Source organism: Ruegeria sp. CH8 (genome assembly GCF_056536985.1).
In genome coordinates this window covers 1-12614 of sequence record NZ_JBQFQR010000040.1, presented here as the reverse complement: position 1 = coordinate 12614, position 12614 = coordinate 1, and the positions used below count along the sequence as shown (strand labels likewise).

General features: G+C 59.0%; 16 protein-coding genes. 9 read left to right on the top strand and 7 right to left on the bottom strand.

The genetic code is table 11. From position 1 onward, the window contains the following. The first annotated feature begins 4 nt into the window (after positions 1 to 4). Genes ACR0ER_RS24045 through ACR0ER_RS24025 form a run of 5 tightly spaced genes read left to right on the top strand, consistent with a single transcriptional unit; the run spans position 5 to position 2968 of the window. Positions 5 to 475 carry an HPr kinase/phosphorylase gene (locus ACR0ER_RS24045; protein WP_480771055.1) on the top strand — a complete coding sequence of 157 codons (471 nt, stop codon included), beginning with the start codon at positions 5 to 7 and terminating at the stop codon, positions 473 to 475. After that, entirely contained in the window at positions 472 to 1353 is an 882-nt protein-coding gene (gene rapZ, locus ACR0ER_RS24040; RefSeq protein WP_480771054.1) for an RNase adapter RapZ, read from the top strand. Before ACR0ER_RS24045 ends, rapZ begins: the two co-directional genes overlap by 4 nt. Then, positions 1350 to 1757, top strand: coding sequence for a PTS sugar transporter subunit IIA (locus tag ACR0ER_RS24035; RefSeq protein WP_480771053.1), 408 nt, complete (start codon positions 1350 to 1352; stop codon positions 1755 to 1757). The genes rapZ and ACR0ER_RS24035 overlap by 4 nt, the downstream gene beginning before the upstream one ends. 2 nt (positions 1758 to 1759) lie before the next feature. Beyond that, a complete protein-coding gene (locus ACR0ER_RS24030) occupies positions 1760 to 2029 on the top strand; it encodes an HPr family phosphocarrier protein (protein ID WP_170328297.1) in 270 nt (89 codons plus the stop codon). Positions 2030 to 2068: 39 nt separating this feature from the next. After that, positions 2069 to 2968 (top strand): lysophospholipid acyltransferase family protein, encoded by a 900-nt coding sequence (locus ACR0ER_RS24025; protein WP_480771052.1) that lies wholly within the window; start codon positions 2069 to 2071, stop codon positions 2966 to 2968. 79 nt (positions 2969 to 3047) lie between these two features. Here the strand turns inward: ACR0ER_RS24025 and ACR0ER_RS24020 are convergent, their stop codons facing one another. Beyond that, positions 3048 to 3923, bottom strand: a complete 876-nt coding sequence (locus tag ACR0ER_RS24020) for a 3-hydroxybutyryl-CoA dehydrogenase (RefSeq protein WP_480771051.1) — start codon at positions 3921 to 3923, stop codon at positions 3048 to 3050. A 163-nt stretch (positions 3924 to 4086) separates the two neighbouring features. On the opposite strand from ACR0ER_RS24020, the gene ACR0ER_RS24015 reads away from it, so the two are divergent. Further along, complete coding sequence (locus ACR0ER_RS24015) at positions 4087 to 4896, top strand: DUF6473 family protein (RefSeq protein ID WP_480771050.1); 810 nt, start codon at positions 4087 to 4089, stop codon at positions 4894 to 4896. Between the two features lie 60 nt (positions 4897 to 4956). On the opposite strand, the gene ACR0ER_RS24010 is transcribed toward ACR0ER_RS24015, so the two are convergent. The 6 genes from ACR0ER_RS24010 to ACR0ER_RS23985 all read right to left on the bottom strand — a co-directional run bounded on the left by ACR0ER_RS24010 (position 4957) and on the right by ACR0ER_RS23985 (position 9169). Next, entirely contained in the window at positions 4957 to 5886 is a 930-nt protein-coding gene (locus ACR0ER_RS24010; RefSeq protein ID WP_480771049.1) for an electron transfer flavoprotein subunit alpha/FixB family protein, read from the bottom strand. After that, entirely contained in the window at positions 5886 to 6644 is a 759-nt protein-coding gene (locus tag ACR0ER_RS24005; RefSeq protein ID WP_480771048.1) for an electron transfer flavoprotein subunit beta/FixA family protein, read from the bottom strand. The genes ACR0ER_RS24010 and ACR0ER_RS24005 overlap by 1 nt, the downstream gene beginning before the upstream one ends. A gap of 162 nt (positions 6645 to 6806) precedes the next feature. Continuing rightward, positions 6807 to 7379, bottom strand: a complete 573-nt coding sequence (locus ACR0ER_RS24000; RefSeq protein ID WP_480771047.1) for a cob(I)yrinic acid a,c-diamide adenosyltransferase — start codon at positions 7377 to 7379, stop codon at positions 6807 to 6809. After that, the gene (locus ACR0ER_RS23995) at positions 7380 to 7583 is read right to left on the bottom strand and encodes a twin transmembrane helix small protein (RefSeq protein WP_480771046.1); all 204 of its coding nucleotides are present in this window, start codon (positions 7581 to 7583) and stop codon (positions 7380 to 7382) included. It abuts the gene before it with no gap. A gap of 80 nt (positions 7584 to 7663) precedes the next feature. Then, on the bottom strand, positions 7664 to 8491 hold the full coding sequence (locus tag ACR0ER_RS23990; protein WP_480771045.1) for an SDR family NAD(P)-dependent oxidoreductase: 828 nt from the start codon (positions 8489 to 8491) through the stop codon (positions 7664 to 7666). 69 nt (positions 8492 to 8560) lie between these two features. Then, a complete protein-coding gene (locus ACR0ER_RS23985) occupies positions 8561 to 9169 on the bottom strand; it encodes an SH3 domain-containing protein (protein WP_480771044.1) in 609 nt (202 codons plus the stop codon). 200 nt (positions 9170 to 9369) lie between these two features. Here ACR0ER_RS23985 and parC point away from each other — a divergent pair, with 200 nt between their 5' ends. From parC to ACR0ER_RS23970, 3 genes are all read left to right on the top strand, one after another. Continuing rightward, positions 9370 to 11718, top strand: a complete 2349-nt coding sequence (gene parC, locus ACR0ER_RS23980) for a DNA topoisomerase IV subunit A (protein WP_480771043.1) — start codon at positions 9370 to 9372, stop codon at positions 11716 to 11718. A gap of 98 nt (positions 11719 to 11816) precedes the next feature. Continuing rightward, positions 11817 to 12410 carry a hypothetical protein gene (locus tag ACR0ER_RS23975; protein ID WP_480771042.1) on the top strand — a complete coding sequence of 198 codons (594 nt, stop codon included), beginning with the start codon at positions 11817 to 11819 and terminating at the stop codon, positions 12408 to 12410. 113 nt (positions 12411 to 12523) lie between these two features. After that, positions 12524 to 12614, top strand: a 91-nt coding sequence (locus ACR0ER_RS23970) for a GTP-binding protein (protein ID WP_215675807.1), incomplete at its 3' end; no start/stop codon positions are given.

The window sequence follows — 12614 nt, the reverse complement described above, 5'->3', positions numbered from 1 at the left end:
GCACATGAGCGGCCAGACCCTCTTGGACATTCAGAAACAGGACGTCGCCATTCTCCACGCGACATGTGTTGCCGTCGAAGGACGTGGCGCGCTGATCTTGGGGCGTTCAGGGGCGGGGAAGTCGGCGCTGGCGTTGCAGATGCTAGCGCTGGGAGCGGAGTTGGTTGGTGATGACCGGGTAGCTCTGCGAATGGTCGGCGAAAAGGCTATGGCTGATGCTGCCCCGAACCTTCGCGGTTTGATCGAGGCGCGCGGCATCGGTTTGCTTCGCGCGCAGACTGTGGGGGCGACGCCAGTTTGCTACGTGGTGGATCTTGACCAGAGTGAACCGGAGCGACTGCCCGAGCTGATCTCAGCTGTGGTTCTGAGGCAAACTGTTCCCTTGCTTCGCGGGGCGGACACACCCAATTTGGCTGCAGCACTAATGCAATTGTTGAAAATAGGGCGCGCGGACCCGGAATGGCCCAACACATGACAACACAACGCCGCATCGTTCTTGTGACTGGCCCTTCGGGCGCGGGCCGCTCGACGGCGATCCGTGTCCTTGAGGATTTGGGCTTTGAGGCGATCGACAATCTGCCGATGGGTCTTTTGTTGCGCTTGCTTGAAGGCCCGCAAAGTGATCGCCCGATGGCGCTGGGCATTGACGCCCGTAACCGAGACTTCTCGACCACCGGCTTTATCGAACTGGCCGTCAAGCTGCGCCGGATGGAGCAGGTCGATCTGACGACTCTTTACCTGGATTGCAGCGACGAGGTATTGCTGCGGCGGTTCTCGGAAACCCGCCGTCGACACCCGGTTGCGACAGATGCCAGCCCGGAAACAGGTGTGCGCCAGGAAAAAGAGCTGTTGGCCCCGATCCGCGAAATCGCCGACATCCTGATCGACACCAGCCCCTTGAACGTCCACCAACTGCGCGAAGAGGTCGAGCGCTGGTTCGCTCCGCAGGACGGGCGGCATCTGGCGGTATCCATCGAGTCTTTTTCCTATAAACGCGGTCTGCCGCGCGGGCTGGACATGGTTTTCGACTGCCGGTTTCTGGCCAACCCCTACTGGCGACCTGAGTTGCGGGCGGAAGACGGTCGAAACCCTGACGTGGCGCACTATGTTCAGTCGGATACAAACTACGCGCCGTTTTTCGACCGGGTAGTAGACCTGCTGAAACTCTTGCTGCCGACCTTCCGGGCCGAAGGCAAAGCACACCTGTCCGTGGCCTTTGGATGTACCGGAGGGCAACACAGATCGGTCGCTATCGCCGAAGCGGTCGCAAAGGCCCTTGCAGAAGAGGGGCAGCAAGTGGCAATTAGGCACCGCGAAATGGAACGACGATCATTGAATGTGAGGCCGGATTGATCGGGATTGTACTCGTAGCACATGGTGGGCTGGCTCAGGAATATCTGGCCGCCATGCAGCATGTGGTCGGAAAGCAACCCGGCCTGGCCGCGATTTCGATCGAGCCCGATCACGATCGCGAGGCCAAGCAGGCCGAGATTTGCGCCGCCGCCGACAGTGTTGATGCCGGGGGTGGTGTGGTTGTCGTGACCGACCTGTTCGGAGGCAGCCCGTCGAATCTGAGCCTGCGGGCCTGCGCGCCGCAGGATCGCCGTATCCTTTACGGTGCAAATCTGCCTATGTTGATCAAATTGGCTAAAACCCGCCACCTACCTATCGCCGATGCCGTGCGGCAGGCGATGGAGGCTGGACGCAAATATATCAATGCGCAAAATGTGACGTTACAAGAAGACCGGATTGATTAAGAATGACCAACCGAAGCTTGAAAATCATTAACGAAAAAGGTTTGCACGCCCGTGCCTCGGCCAAGCTGGTTGAGGTGGTCGAGGGCTTTGACGCGCAGGCCGAGGTTTCCAAGGACGGCTTTTCTGCATCGGGCGACAGTATTATGGGCCTTTTGATGTTGGCAGCCTCGCGCGGAACGACTATTGACGTCGAGACGTCCGGACCGGATGCTGAGGCGTTGGCTGATGCATTGGAAACCCTGGTGAACGACAAGTTCGGGGAAGGGTTCTGACCAGACCAGCCGCGATACGAAGAACGGGAAGACCAGGAATTGGCGGAAACGACGCACGAGACCAAGACAAGCCCGATGGTGGATGGGACAGCGGACCAGGGCGAAATCTACGATCGTAGAACCCTGACCTACGCCAACTCGTTCGACGATGCTTGGACCTCGACCATTATTCGTGCCATCGAATGGTGCACCGGCAAGCTGACCATCCTGCGCATGGTCAACAAGTTCGAGAAACAAAACGAATACTATCGCGGCCAGCGGTTCTGGGGCGGCGCGCTAAAGGTCATGGGGATTAACCTGACGACGCCGCAAGACCAGTTTGCACACATCCCGAAAGAAGGCCCCGTGGTCGTGGTCGCCAACCATCCCCACGGGATGGTCGACGGCATGATTTTGGCCGAGTTGATCGGTCAGGTGCGCAGCGATTATCGCATCCTGACCCGATCGGTTTTGACAGGACTTGACGAAGCGGCCACCTCTTTCATGATTCCAGTGCCGTTCCCGCATGACCCCGAGGCGCAGTCCAAGATGCTGGAAATGCGCGGCAAGGCGATGGATCACCTGAAAGAGGGCGGCGTTGTGGCCCTTTTCCCATCGGGTGTAGTGATGTCTTCGGACGACTGGTTCGGCCCGGCGCAGGAACGCGAATGGAACGTGTTCACCGCCAAGATGATCCGCAGGTCCGGAGCCCGCGTTGTTCCGATCTTCTTCCCCGGTAGCAACTCGCGTGCCTATCAGATTGCCAACAAGCTGTCTCCGATCCTGCGGCAGGGGCTTTTGCTGCATGAAATCGTCCGCTCCTGCAACAAACCGCAATCCCCGGTGATCGGTGAGCCGATCTCGGACGAGGATATGCAGCTGTTGGAACGCGACCCGCGCGGGTTCATGGCATGGCTCAGAAAGCACACGATGTCATTGGGGCAGTCGCTTAAACGCTGATCCGCGACTTCATCTGACCAAAAATATCCCGGGGGTGATCCCGGATGATATCCGGGCGAGGGGGCTGGCCCCCTCTGCCTCAACGCGTTGGAACCGGAACCTCGCCCCTGTAATCATAGAACCCGCGTTCGGTCTTGCGGCCCAGCCACCCGGCTTCGACGTATTTGGTTAGCAACGGGCAAGGGCGGTACTTGGTGTCGGCCAGCCCATCATGCAACACGTTCATGATCGCCAGACAGGTGTCCAACCCGATGAAATCAGCCAGTTCCAGCGGCCCCATCGGGTGGTTTGCGCCCAACTTCATTGACTGGTCGATGGACTGCACATTGCCGACACCTTCATACAGGGTATAGACCGCCTCGTTGATCATTGGCATCAGGATGCGGTTCACGATAAAGGCAGGGAAATCCTCTGCGCTGGCAGAGGTCTTGCCCAAACGGTCCACCACAGCCTTGCAGGTGCCAAATGTCTCTTCGTCCGTGGCGATGCCGCGGATCAGTTCAACCAGTTGCATCACCGGCACCGGATTCATGAAGTGGAATCCCATGAATTTTTCTGGCCGGTCCGTACGGCTGGCTAGGCGCGTGATCGAGATCGACGAGGTGTTGGAGGTTAGAATCGTATGTGGCTGCAGATGCGGTTGCAGGTCCTCGAAAATCGCCTGTTTGATCGTCTCACGCTCGGTGGCGGCTTCGATCACCAGATCCGTCTGACCCAGTTCCGGCAGTTGCAGCGTCGTCTTGATCCGCCCCATCGCGGCCTGCATTGCGTCATCCGTGATTTTTCCACGCGAGGCCTGACGCGCCAAATTGCCTTCGATCGTCGCCACGGCGGCATCCAGCGCGTCCTGGTTCACATCGGTGAGCAGAACATCATAGTCCGCCAGGGCTAGAACATGGGCGATACCGTTACCCATCTGGCCCGCGCCGATTACTCCGACTGATTTTACATCCATGTTCTGAGGCCTCTGTATCTCGGGATTGAGAGGACAGTACCGGCAGATTGGTAGGGGCGGCAAGGGGATCGAACCCATCCAATTTGCTTCAAATGCGCACATTAGCACTTTCTAAAGACATGGGGCTGCAAGATGGCAACCGGGTGAAAAATGGGTGAGTGTTATGAGCTATCATCAAACAGGCTCGGCGGGGGCCGGGCATGACGTATGCCAATACGGAGAATCGCGTCTTTGGTTCCGCGGGCCAGAGCGGTCGTTGGAGACGGCTTACATGGTCTGCGCCGGCGGGGATGAAACCTATGGCCGGTTTGTCGAACGCCCCTTTGCGGCGATTCTCGAAGACAGGCTGGACCGGCGGTGTCTGAATCTGGGCAGTCTGTTCTGCGGGCTGGACGCGCTCTGCGGCGACGTGGGTCTGCTCTCACTGCTGAACGGGGCAGAGCTGTGTATTCTGCAGGCCCCGGGTGTCCTGAGCCAGTCGAATCATTTCTATCGCGTCCACCCCCGGCGTAATGACCGGGTTCTGGCCCCAACGCCGGATCTGATCGATCTGTACCCCGAGGTGGATTTTGCCGATGTCCATTTCGTTTGCCATCTGATGCGCCTTCTGCAAGGTTATCCGGACGCGCGTTTCGAGGTTGTGGCCGAAGAGTTGCGCCGTAACTGGGTTCGAAAAGTCAGCGATCTGCTGGGCAGGCTTGAGACACCGGTCGTTCTGCTGGGCCTTCGCATCATGCAGGACAACGATAGTCAGAGGGTGCCTGTCACGGTAACAGCCGAAATGCTGGAGGCCGTCCGCCCGCACACCGTTGCTTGTGTTGAGGTCGCAGCGCATGTGTCCGGGCAATCTGATGAGCTTGAGGATATGTTGTTCGGCACCCTGCAACAGCCGATGGCGGAGCATATGATCGGCCCGGCTGCGCATAAGGCCATTGCCGCTGCGCTGGTTGGTCCCATTCGGAACCTGAACTGAAAAAGGCCCGCCAGTAGGCGGGCCTTCCAAGCCTTCTCAACGAAAAGCTTGATACTGAGATCAGCCGAGTTTCTCGGTCAGTTCCGGCACGGCCTGGAACAGGTCGGCGACCAGACCGAAGTCGGCGACCTGGAAGATCGGCGCTTCTTCGTCTTTGTTGATCGCGACGATGACTTTCGAGTCTTTCATACCGGCCAGGTGCTGAATCGCGCCCGAGATGCCGACAGCGACATACAGGTCAGGCGCAACTACCTTACCGGTCTGACCCACCTGCCAGTCGTTCGGAGCATAGCCCGAGTCAACCGCAGCACGCGATGCGCCAACGGCGGCACCCAGCTTGTCTGCCAGAGTTTCGATCAGTTTGAAGTCCTCTTCCGAGCCAACACCACGGCCGCCCGAGACAACAACACCCGCCGAGGTCAGTTCCGGACGATCGCTTTCGGCAACCTTGTCCTCGACCCACGACGACAGACCTTCTGAACCCGGAACCGAGACGGTTTCAACCGGGGCCGAGCCACCTTCGCCGGCCGCGTCAAAGCTGGCGGTCCGCAGGGTGACAACCTTCTTGGCGTCGTTCGACTTTACGGTCTGGATCGCGTTGCCTGCATAGATCGGACGCTCGAAGGTCGAGCCGTCAACCACGCCGGACGCATCCGAGATCACCATCACGTCCAGCAGGGCTGCAACGCGCGGCATCACGTTCTTGGCGTCGGTCGTCGCAGGGGCAACGATGTGCTCATAGCCATCGGCCAGCGACACGATCAGGGCTGCGGTCGATTCCGCCAGGCGGTGACCCAGCGAGGCGTCTTCGGCAACCAGAACCTTGGACACGCCGTCGATCTTAGCAGCGGCCTCACCGGCAGCAGCGGCGGAACCACCTGCGGCCAGAACGGTCACATCACCCAGAACTTTTGCGGCGTTGACAGCCTTGGCGGTGGCGTCCAGCGACAGCTCACCATTGTTGACTTCAGCGAGAAGAAGAACAGCCATTACACAGCCCCCGCTTCTTTGAGTTTCTCGACCAGCTCGTCGACCGAGCCCACGACGATACCAGCGGCACGTGCCGGCGGCTCTTCGGTTTTGACGATCTCCAGACGCGGAGTGACGTCGACGCCGTAATCGGCGGCGGTCTTCTCATCCAGCGGCTTTTTCTTCGCCTTCATGATGTTCGGCAGCGACGCATAGCGCGGCTCGTTCAGGCGCAGGTCAACGGTCACGATGGTCGGCATCTTGACGCTGATGGTCTGCAGTCCGCCGTCAACCTCACGGGTGATCTTGGCGCTGTCGCCTTCGATGTCCAGTTCGGACGCGAAGGTGCCTTGCGACCAGCCCAGCAGGGCCGACAGCATCTGGCCGGTGGCGTTCATGTCGTTGTCGATCGCCTGCTTGCCCGCCAGAACGATGCCCGGCTGCTCTTCCTCGACCACTTTGGCCAGGATTTTCGCGACGGCCAGAGGCTCGATGTCGGTGTGCACGTCATCCGCCGCAACAACCAGGATCGCGCGGTCGGCGCCCATGGCCAGCGCGGTACGCAGCGTTTCCTGCGCCTGCTTGACGCCGATCGAAACGGCAACAACTTCGTCAGCCTTGCCCGCTTCTTTCAGGCGGATCGCTTCTTCCACCGCAATCTCGTCGAACGGGTTCATCGACATTTTGACATTGGCGAGATCGACACCGCTACCGTCCACCTTAACGCGAACCTTAACGTTATAGTCAATCACGCGTTTGACAGGCACGAGTACCTTCATTTTGCGCTTGCTCCTCACAAAAAACGGTAAGCCGCGTTGCGACTCCACCAATGCTCTCGGACGTTTGAATAACGTCTGAATTCGCCGCGCAACAGAGCAAAATCGTCACGTCATGGGCTTGGGACGTCGCGTTTCGTGTTTTTTGACGTTGCGGCCCGAAACTTAACGGTTCGCGCCGGGGATCCAGAGCACGTCCTGCGTGCCGTTTTCGTTGGCGCAGCGCGCGGCCACAAAGAACCAGTCGCTGAGGCGGTTGAGGTATTTCACCGCGACTTCGTTCACCGGTTCCATGTTGGTCAGTTCCACCGCCAGCCGCTCAGCCCGGCGCGATACGGTTCGACATACATGCAGCTGCGCCGCCAGACGTGACCCACCGGGCAGGATGAAGCTGCGCAGCGGTTCCAGTGATTCGTTCATGGCGTCGATTTCAGCTTCGAGCCGGTCGATCTGAGAGGCAACAACGCGCAGGGGCGGATAGTCGGCCTCGGCGTCCTTTTCCATCTCGGGGCGGCAGAAGTCGGCACCCAGATCGAACAGGTCATTCTGAATGCGCGACAGGGCGGCGTCAACTTCGCCCTCGGCCTCGGTGCGGGCCACGCCGACAAAGGCGTTCAGCTCGTCCACAGTGCCATAGGCGGCGACGCGGCCCGAGTATTTGGCAACCCGTTCACCATTGCCAAGCGCTGTCTTCCCGTCATCGCCGGTGCGGGTGTAAATCTTGTTCAGAACGACCATTTACTGTGCCCCTTGTCCGCGCAGCCCGACGTAGAGCACGATCAGCACCACGGCAATGAACTGAAATAGGATGCGCAACTGCATCATCCTGTTGCTTTTCATTGCGGCACTTTTGCCGCTTTTGCCGAAGTTCGAGATGCCGATCGCCAGCACAACGACCACCGCCGCCATGGCCAACAGCAAAATGACCATCAAAAGGTCCATGGGTGCACCGTCCGCGTTTCTTGTTTCGTTGGTCTATCATCTAGACCCACAAGGCCGAAAAGCGAACGGTTAATTTCGCCTCAGACGTCCGAGAGGATGCGGTCGATGGTGCGGGTCGGCAGGAGACGCCGCAGGTATCCGGCGATATAGGTGGGAGTTGTCACATAGTACCGCGCTCGGGGGCGTTTCGATCCGACCGCATGGGCAAGCTTGTCGGTCACCGCCGAGGCGGGCAACTCGAATCGGTCGGGCCCCGACGATTCGTACAGTCTTTTCAACAGAGACGCCTCGTACCGTTCCCGCAGGGCCGAGCTCTCCCAGTTAATGAAACGCTCGAAAAAGGGGATCGAGTTTTCCCGGATTTTCGAGGTGATCGGACCGGGTTCGATAAGGATGACCTTGATGTCTGTGTCGGCCAGTTCCAGACGCAGTGTGTCTGTTAACCCTTCGATAGCGTATTTTGTCGCCACGTACGCGCCGCGCCACGGAATGGCGACCAAACCCAAAACCGAGGAGTTCTGAACGATTCGCCCATGCCCCTGCGCCCGCATGACCGGAATCACCTGCCGGGTCAGTTCGTGCCAGCCAAAGAAGTTGGCCTCGAAAATCGCGCGCAGACCGTCTGTTGGCAGATCCTCGACCAAGCCGGGCAGGCCATGCGCGCCGTTGTTGAACAGTGCGTCCAGCGTTCCGCCTGTGGCCTCAAGCACCTCGGCCAGACCTGATGCAATGCTATCTGCGTCAGTGTAATCAATGCGCGGGCTTTCGAACCCTTGCGCCCGCAGCCGGTCGCAATCCCGTTGTTGGCGACACGAGGCAAACACCCGCCATCCACGCGCGCGCATCCCATGGGCCGCATCCAAACCAATGCCCGAGGAGCAGCCGGTGATGAGAATGGTCTTTTTCATGATTTTCCTGACACAGAACCTGAACAATAGCTATTGCGAGGTTCGGGGCAGGACAATGACGAGAGGGCGTCAGTTCTGGGTTTTTCGTACCAGCGAGGCAGAAATCCATCCAACCTGTTGCTGCGGCAACACGCGCAGACGCAGCCAACCGGTACCGGATTCGCTCAGCACCTCGACCTTCTGGCCAATGGTCGCCTTGCCGATGATCGGGTAGATCGTACCTGGCCCGTCGCGCATGTTCACGCGGGTGCCCGAGATTTCACGAATGTCCTTTTCGGGCTCGGGCAGGACGGAAGTTTCTGTTGCATCGTCCTGCACCTCTTCGGTGATCTGGGTCAGTCCGGCTACGCCGTCCTCAAGCGAGGCCAACGTTATGTTGGCGCCTTGATCCTTGAACACCGACAGAGTCGAGAAAGATTCGAGGGTGGCGTCATCCGCTACAAACTCGACCACCTCTTCCACTGCTGATTCCGGCTGAATGCGGACGGTCGGAATGCGGGCTGCGACATTGGTCACAAGCTCTTCGGCTCGGGCAGGGGCGACAGATGGGGTTGGTACAGAAGCAATGCGAACAGGCTGCTCGGCACGCAGGCCGCGCGGTTCGAAATCCGGCCCGCCGCTCATTACATAGAAGCACCAACCAAGTGCAGCGAAAGTCATAACAATTAGGCGCGTCATGGCGCATCCCCCGGTAATCGTAAGAAACAACAAATAGTCAGCAGTCTAATTCGTTCAGGGTAACATACTTTCTACCCTGAGTCGAAAAATGGGGGAAATCGGGAGGTTGCCTCCCCCTGTTGCAAAAAGCGCCACTTGTCCCCAGCAAAATATGCGCTGCTTGCTTTACCAAGGCGCTCTTGCGGCGTATCACATCATATATGAACGATACGATCGACGACCCCAATATGGAGGCCCCCGAGAATGGGGGCGAGGTAGCCGAACCGCTGCGCCGCGCGATTGGTGAACGCTATCTGACCTATGCGCTGTCAACCATCATGCACCGGGCTTTGCCGGATGCGAGGGATGGTCTGAAACCGGTTCACCGGCGAATCCTCTATGCGATGAGAGAGCTGCGACTCAGTGCAACCGGAGGTTTCAGGAAATCTGCGAAGATCTCTGGCGACGTGATGGGTAACTATCACCCGCATGGTGACGCAGCGATTTACGACGCGATGGCGCGTCTGGCGCAGGACTTCAACGTCCGCTATCCGCTGGTCGACGGGCAAGGGAACTTCGGCAATATCGACGGCGATAACCCGGCGGCCTCGCGATACACCGAGGCGCGGATGACCATCGTGGCCGAGGCGCTGCTTGAGGGGCTGAACGAAGACGCCGTAGATTTCCGGGATAACTACGACGGCACGCTGACCGAGCCTGTGGTGCTGCCCGCGCAGTTCCCGAACCTGCTGGCCAACGGCGCCAGTGGTATTGCGGTGGGCATGGCGACAAACATCCCGCCGCATAACATCTCGGAACTCTGCGACGCCTGTTTGCATCTGATCAAGACACCGGATGCGCGCGACGACACGCTTTTGAATTATGTCCCCGGTCCGGATTTCCCGACCGGTGGCGTGATCGTTGAACCGCCCGAGAATATCGCTCAGGCCTATCGCACCGGGCGCGGCTCGTTCCGCTTGCGTTGTAAGTTCGAGGTCGAGGATCTGGGCCGCGGCCAGTGGCAGATCGTGGTCACCGAGATCCCCTATCAGGTTCAGAAATCCAAGCTGATCGAAAAGATCGCGGAACTGATCCAGACCAAGAAAATCCCGATCCTCGCGGATGTGCGCGACGAATCCGCTGATGACATCCGCCTGATCCTTGAGCCGCGCTCCAAGAACGTGGATCCCGAGGTGCTGATGGGGATGCTCTACCGTAACTCGGATCTCGAGATACGGTTCAGTCTGAACATGAACGTACTGATCGACGGTGTGACGCCCAAGGTCTGCTCGATGAAGGAGGTGCTGCGCGCCTTCCTCGATCACCGGCAAGAGGTGCTGCTGCGCCGCTCGCGCCACCGCATGGCGAAGATCGACCACCGGTTGGAGGTCTTGGAGGGCTTTATCGTCGCCTTCCTGAACCTCGACCGCGTGATCGACATCATCCGCTATGACGACGATCCCAAAGCCGCGCTGATGCGCGAGGATTGGGGCATCGACCACGTCCGCGCCACGGACGAATCCGACTATGTCTCGCCCAAGCCGGGTGAGGGTGAGCTGTCCGAGGTGCAGGTCGACGCCATCCTCAACATGCGCTTGCGCTCCTTGCGCCGTCTCGAAGAGATGGAGCTGGTCCGTGAACGCGATGCGTTGATGGAAGAACGCGCCAACCTCGAAGACCTGCTGGCCGATCCCGCCCTGCAATGGGCCAAGATCGCCGAGCAGTTGAAAGAGACCAAGAAGACCTTTGGCAAAGACTACGAAGGCGGCGCGCGCCGCACGCAGTTTGCCGAGGCAGGTCAGGTCGAAGAAGTTCCGCTTGAAGCGATGATCGACAAGGAACCGATCACGGTTGTTTGCTCTCAGATGGGCTGGATACGCGCTATGACTGGTCATATCGACCTGAAGCGTGAACTCAAGTTCAAGGACGGTGACGGCCCGCGTTTCATCTTCCACGCGGAAACCACCGACCGGTTATTGGTCTTTGCCTCGAACGGGCGTTTCTATACGGTCAGCGCCGCCAACCTGCCCGGCGGACGGGGTATGGGCGAACCTCTGCGCCTGATGGTCGACCTGCCGAATGAGGCGCAGATCATCGACATCCTGATCCACAAACCGGGGCGCAAGCTGCTGGTGGCCTCGGATGCGGGCAACGGCTTCATGGTGCCCGAGGATGAGGTGCTGGCACAGACTCGCAATGGCAAACAGGTGCTGAACGTCAAAGGTGATGAAACAGCGATGATCTGTAAGCCGGTTTCGGGTGACCACGTGGCCGTGGTGTCACAGAACGGTAAGTTCTTGGTGTTCCCGGCGGAAGAATTGCCCGAAATGACACGCGGCAAGGGCGTGCGTCTGCAGAAATACAATATGGCGCGCGGACGGCAGGGGACACTGGAACTGGACGGCGGTCTGTCCGACATCACGACGTTCAACTGGGAAGAGGGCCTGAAATGGTCCATGGGTGGCGACAAAACGCGGCACGAGGCCGATATGACACTGTGGCTGGCCAAGCGCGCCAGCGTTGGGAAAAAGCCGCCCTACGGCTTCCCGCGCGACTATAAATTCTCGTGATAGCGCACGCGCTTCAGGTAGAATTCCGCCGATACGGCTTGGCACAGGCCGTATCGGTGCGCTAGATCAAAGAAAAACAGGCCTATCGAGAAGAGACCATGTTGCGCATTCTGACCTTGATCACCGGACTAGCCCTGATGGGCGCTTGTACACAGACGCAGGTTTATGAGGAACCTGAGGCGCTGGGCGAGTTTAAAATGCGCGTCAACTATGCCTTTGCTGATAAGGCGGTTCAGGGGCCGGTGTCGCGGGACGCCACTCCGGACGAATGGACGTCCGCTATCCAGAATGCGGTCGATATCCGGTTGGGTCGCTATGAAGGCGCGCAGGAATATGACATCGGCATTAGCCTCGAAGGCTATATGCTGGCCCCTCCGGGCATCCCGGTGATCTATAACCCCAAAAGCACGGCGATTGTTCTGGTCAACGTCTATGATGTGAATAAGGAAGAGTTCCTGGCCAAGGGTAAGCAGTTCCAGGTTCTCGAAGATACGACCGGCGGCAGCGCCCTGAAAGGGTCGGGTCACGAGCGTACTAAAGAGGAGCAAATGAGCGGCCTCGCCCTCAAAGTTGCTGACCGGGTCGAAGAGTGGCTAGCTGAGGAACACAAGGACAACGGCTGGTTCGACAGGCGCCCTGACCTGATCCAGCCGCTGGAATCCGACGTGGTCACGCAAAATCCGGCATCCTAAACGGGTTTTAACGCAGGATGTGCTTGATTTTCCCCTTTGAACCAAATATCTCGCGCGCGCAGATGTAACCACGGGACCAAGGGTCCCCCAAATCGCAAAAGGGCGCCTGAGGAATGGCAAAGGAAAAGTTTGAGCGTACAAAACCGCACGTCAACATCGGCACGATTGGCCACGTTGACCATGGTAAAACGACGCTGACCGCAG

Excerpts from the sequence above, each read along its gene's own strand:
- ACR0ER_RS24045 (WP_480771055.1), top strand. The coding sequence starts at position 5 with ATGAGCGGCCAGACCCTCTTGGACATTCAGAAACAGGACGTCGCCATT.
- rapZ (WP_480771054.1), top strand. The coding sequence starts at position 472 with ATGACAACACAACGCCGCATCGTTCTTGTGACTGGCCCTTCGGGCGCG.
- ACR0ER_RS24030 (WP_170328297.1), top strand. The coding sequence starts at position 1,760 with ATGACCAACCGAAGCTTGAAAATCATTAACGAAAAAGGTTTGCACGCC.
- ACR0ER_RS24020 (WP_480771051.1), bottom strand. The coding sequence starts at position 3,923 with ATGGATGTAAAATCAGTCGGAGTAATCGGCGCGGGCCAGATGGGTAAC.
- ACR0ER_RS24015 (WP_480771050.1), top strand. The coding sequence starts at position 4,087 with ATGAGCTATCATCAAACAGGCTCGGCGGGGGCCGGGCATGACGTATGC.
- ACR0ER_RS24010 (WP_480771049.1), bottom strand. The coding sequence starts at position 5,886 with ATGGCTGTTCTTCTTCTCGCTGAAGTCAACAATGGTGAGCTGTCGCTG.
- ACR0ER_RS24005 (WP_480771048.1), bottom strand. The coding sequence starts at position 6,644 with ATGAAGGTACTCGTGCCTGTCAAACGCGTGATTGACTATAACGTTAAG.
- ACR0ER_RS24000 (WP_480771047.1), bottom strand. The coding sequence starts at position 7,379 with ATGGTCGTTCTGAACAAGATTTACACCCGCACCGGCGATGACGGGAAG.
- ACR0ER_RS23995 (WP_480771046.1), bottom strand. The coding sequence starts at position 7,583 with ATGGACCTTTTGATGGTCATTTTGCTGTTGGCCATGGCGGCGGTGGTC.
- ACR0ER_RS23990 (WP_480771045.1), bottom strand. The coding sequence starts at position 8,491 with ATGAAAAAGACCATTCTCATCACCGGCTGCTCCTCGGGCATTGGTTTG.
- ACR0ER_RS23985 (WP_480771044.1), bottom strand. The coding sequence starts at position 9,169 with ATGACGCGCCTAATTGTTATGACTTTCGCTGCACTTGGTTGGTGCTTC.
- parC (WP_480771043.1), top strand. The coding sequence starts at position 9,370 with ATGAACGATACGATCGACGACCCCAATATGGAGGCCCCCGAGAATGGG.
- ACR0ER_RS23975 (WP_480771042.1), top strand. The coding sequence starts at position 11,817 with ATGTTGCGCATTCTGACCTTGATCACCGGACTAGCCCTGATGGGCGCT.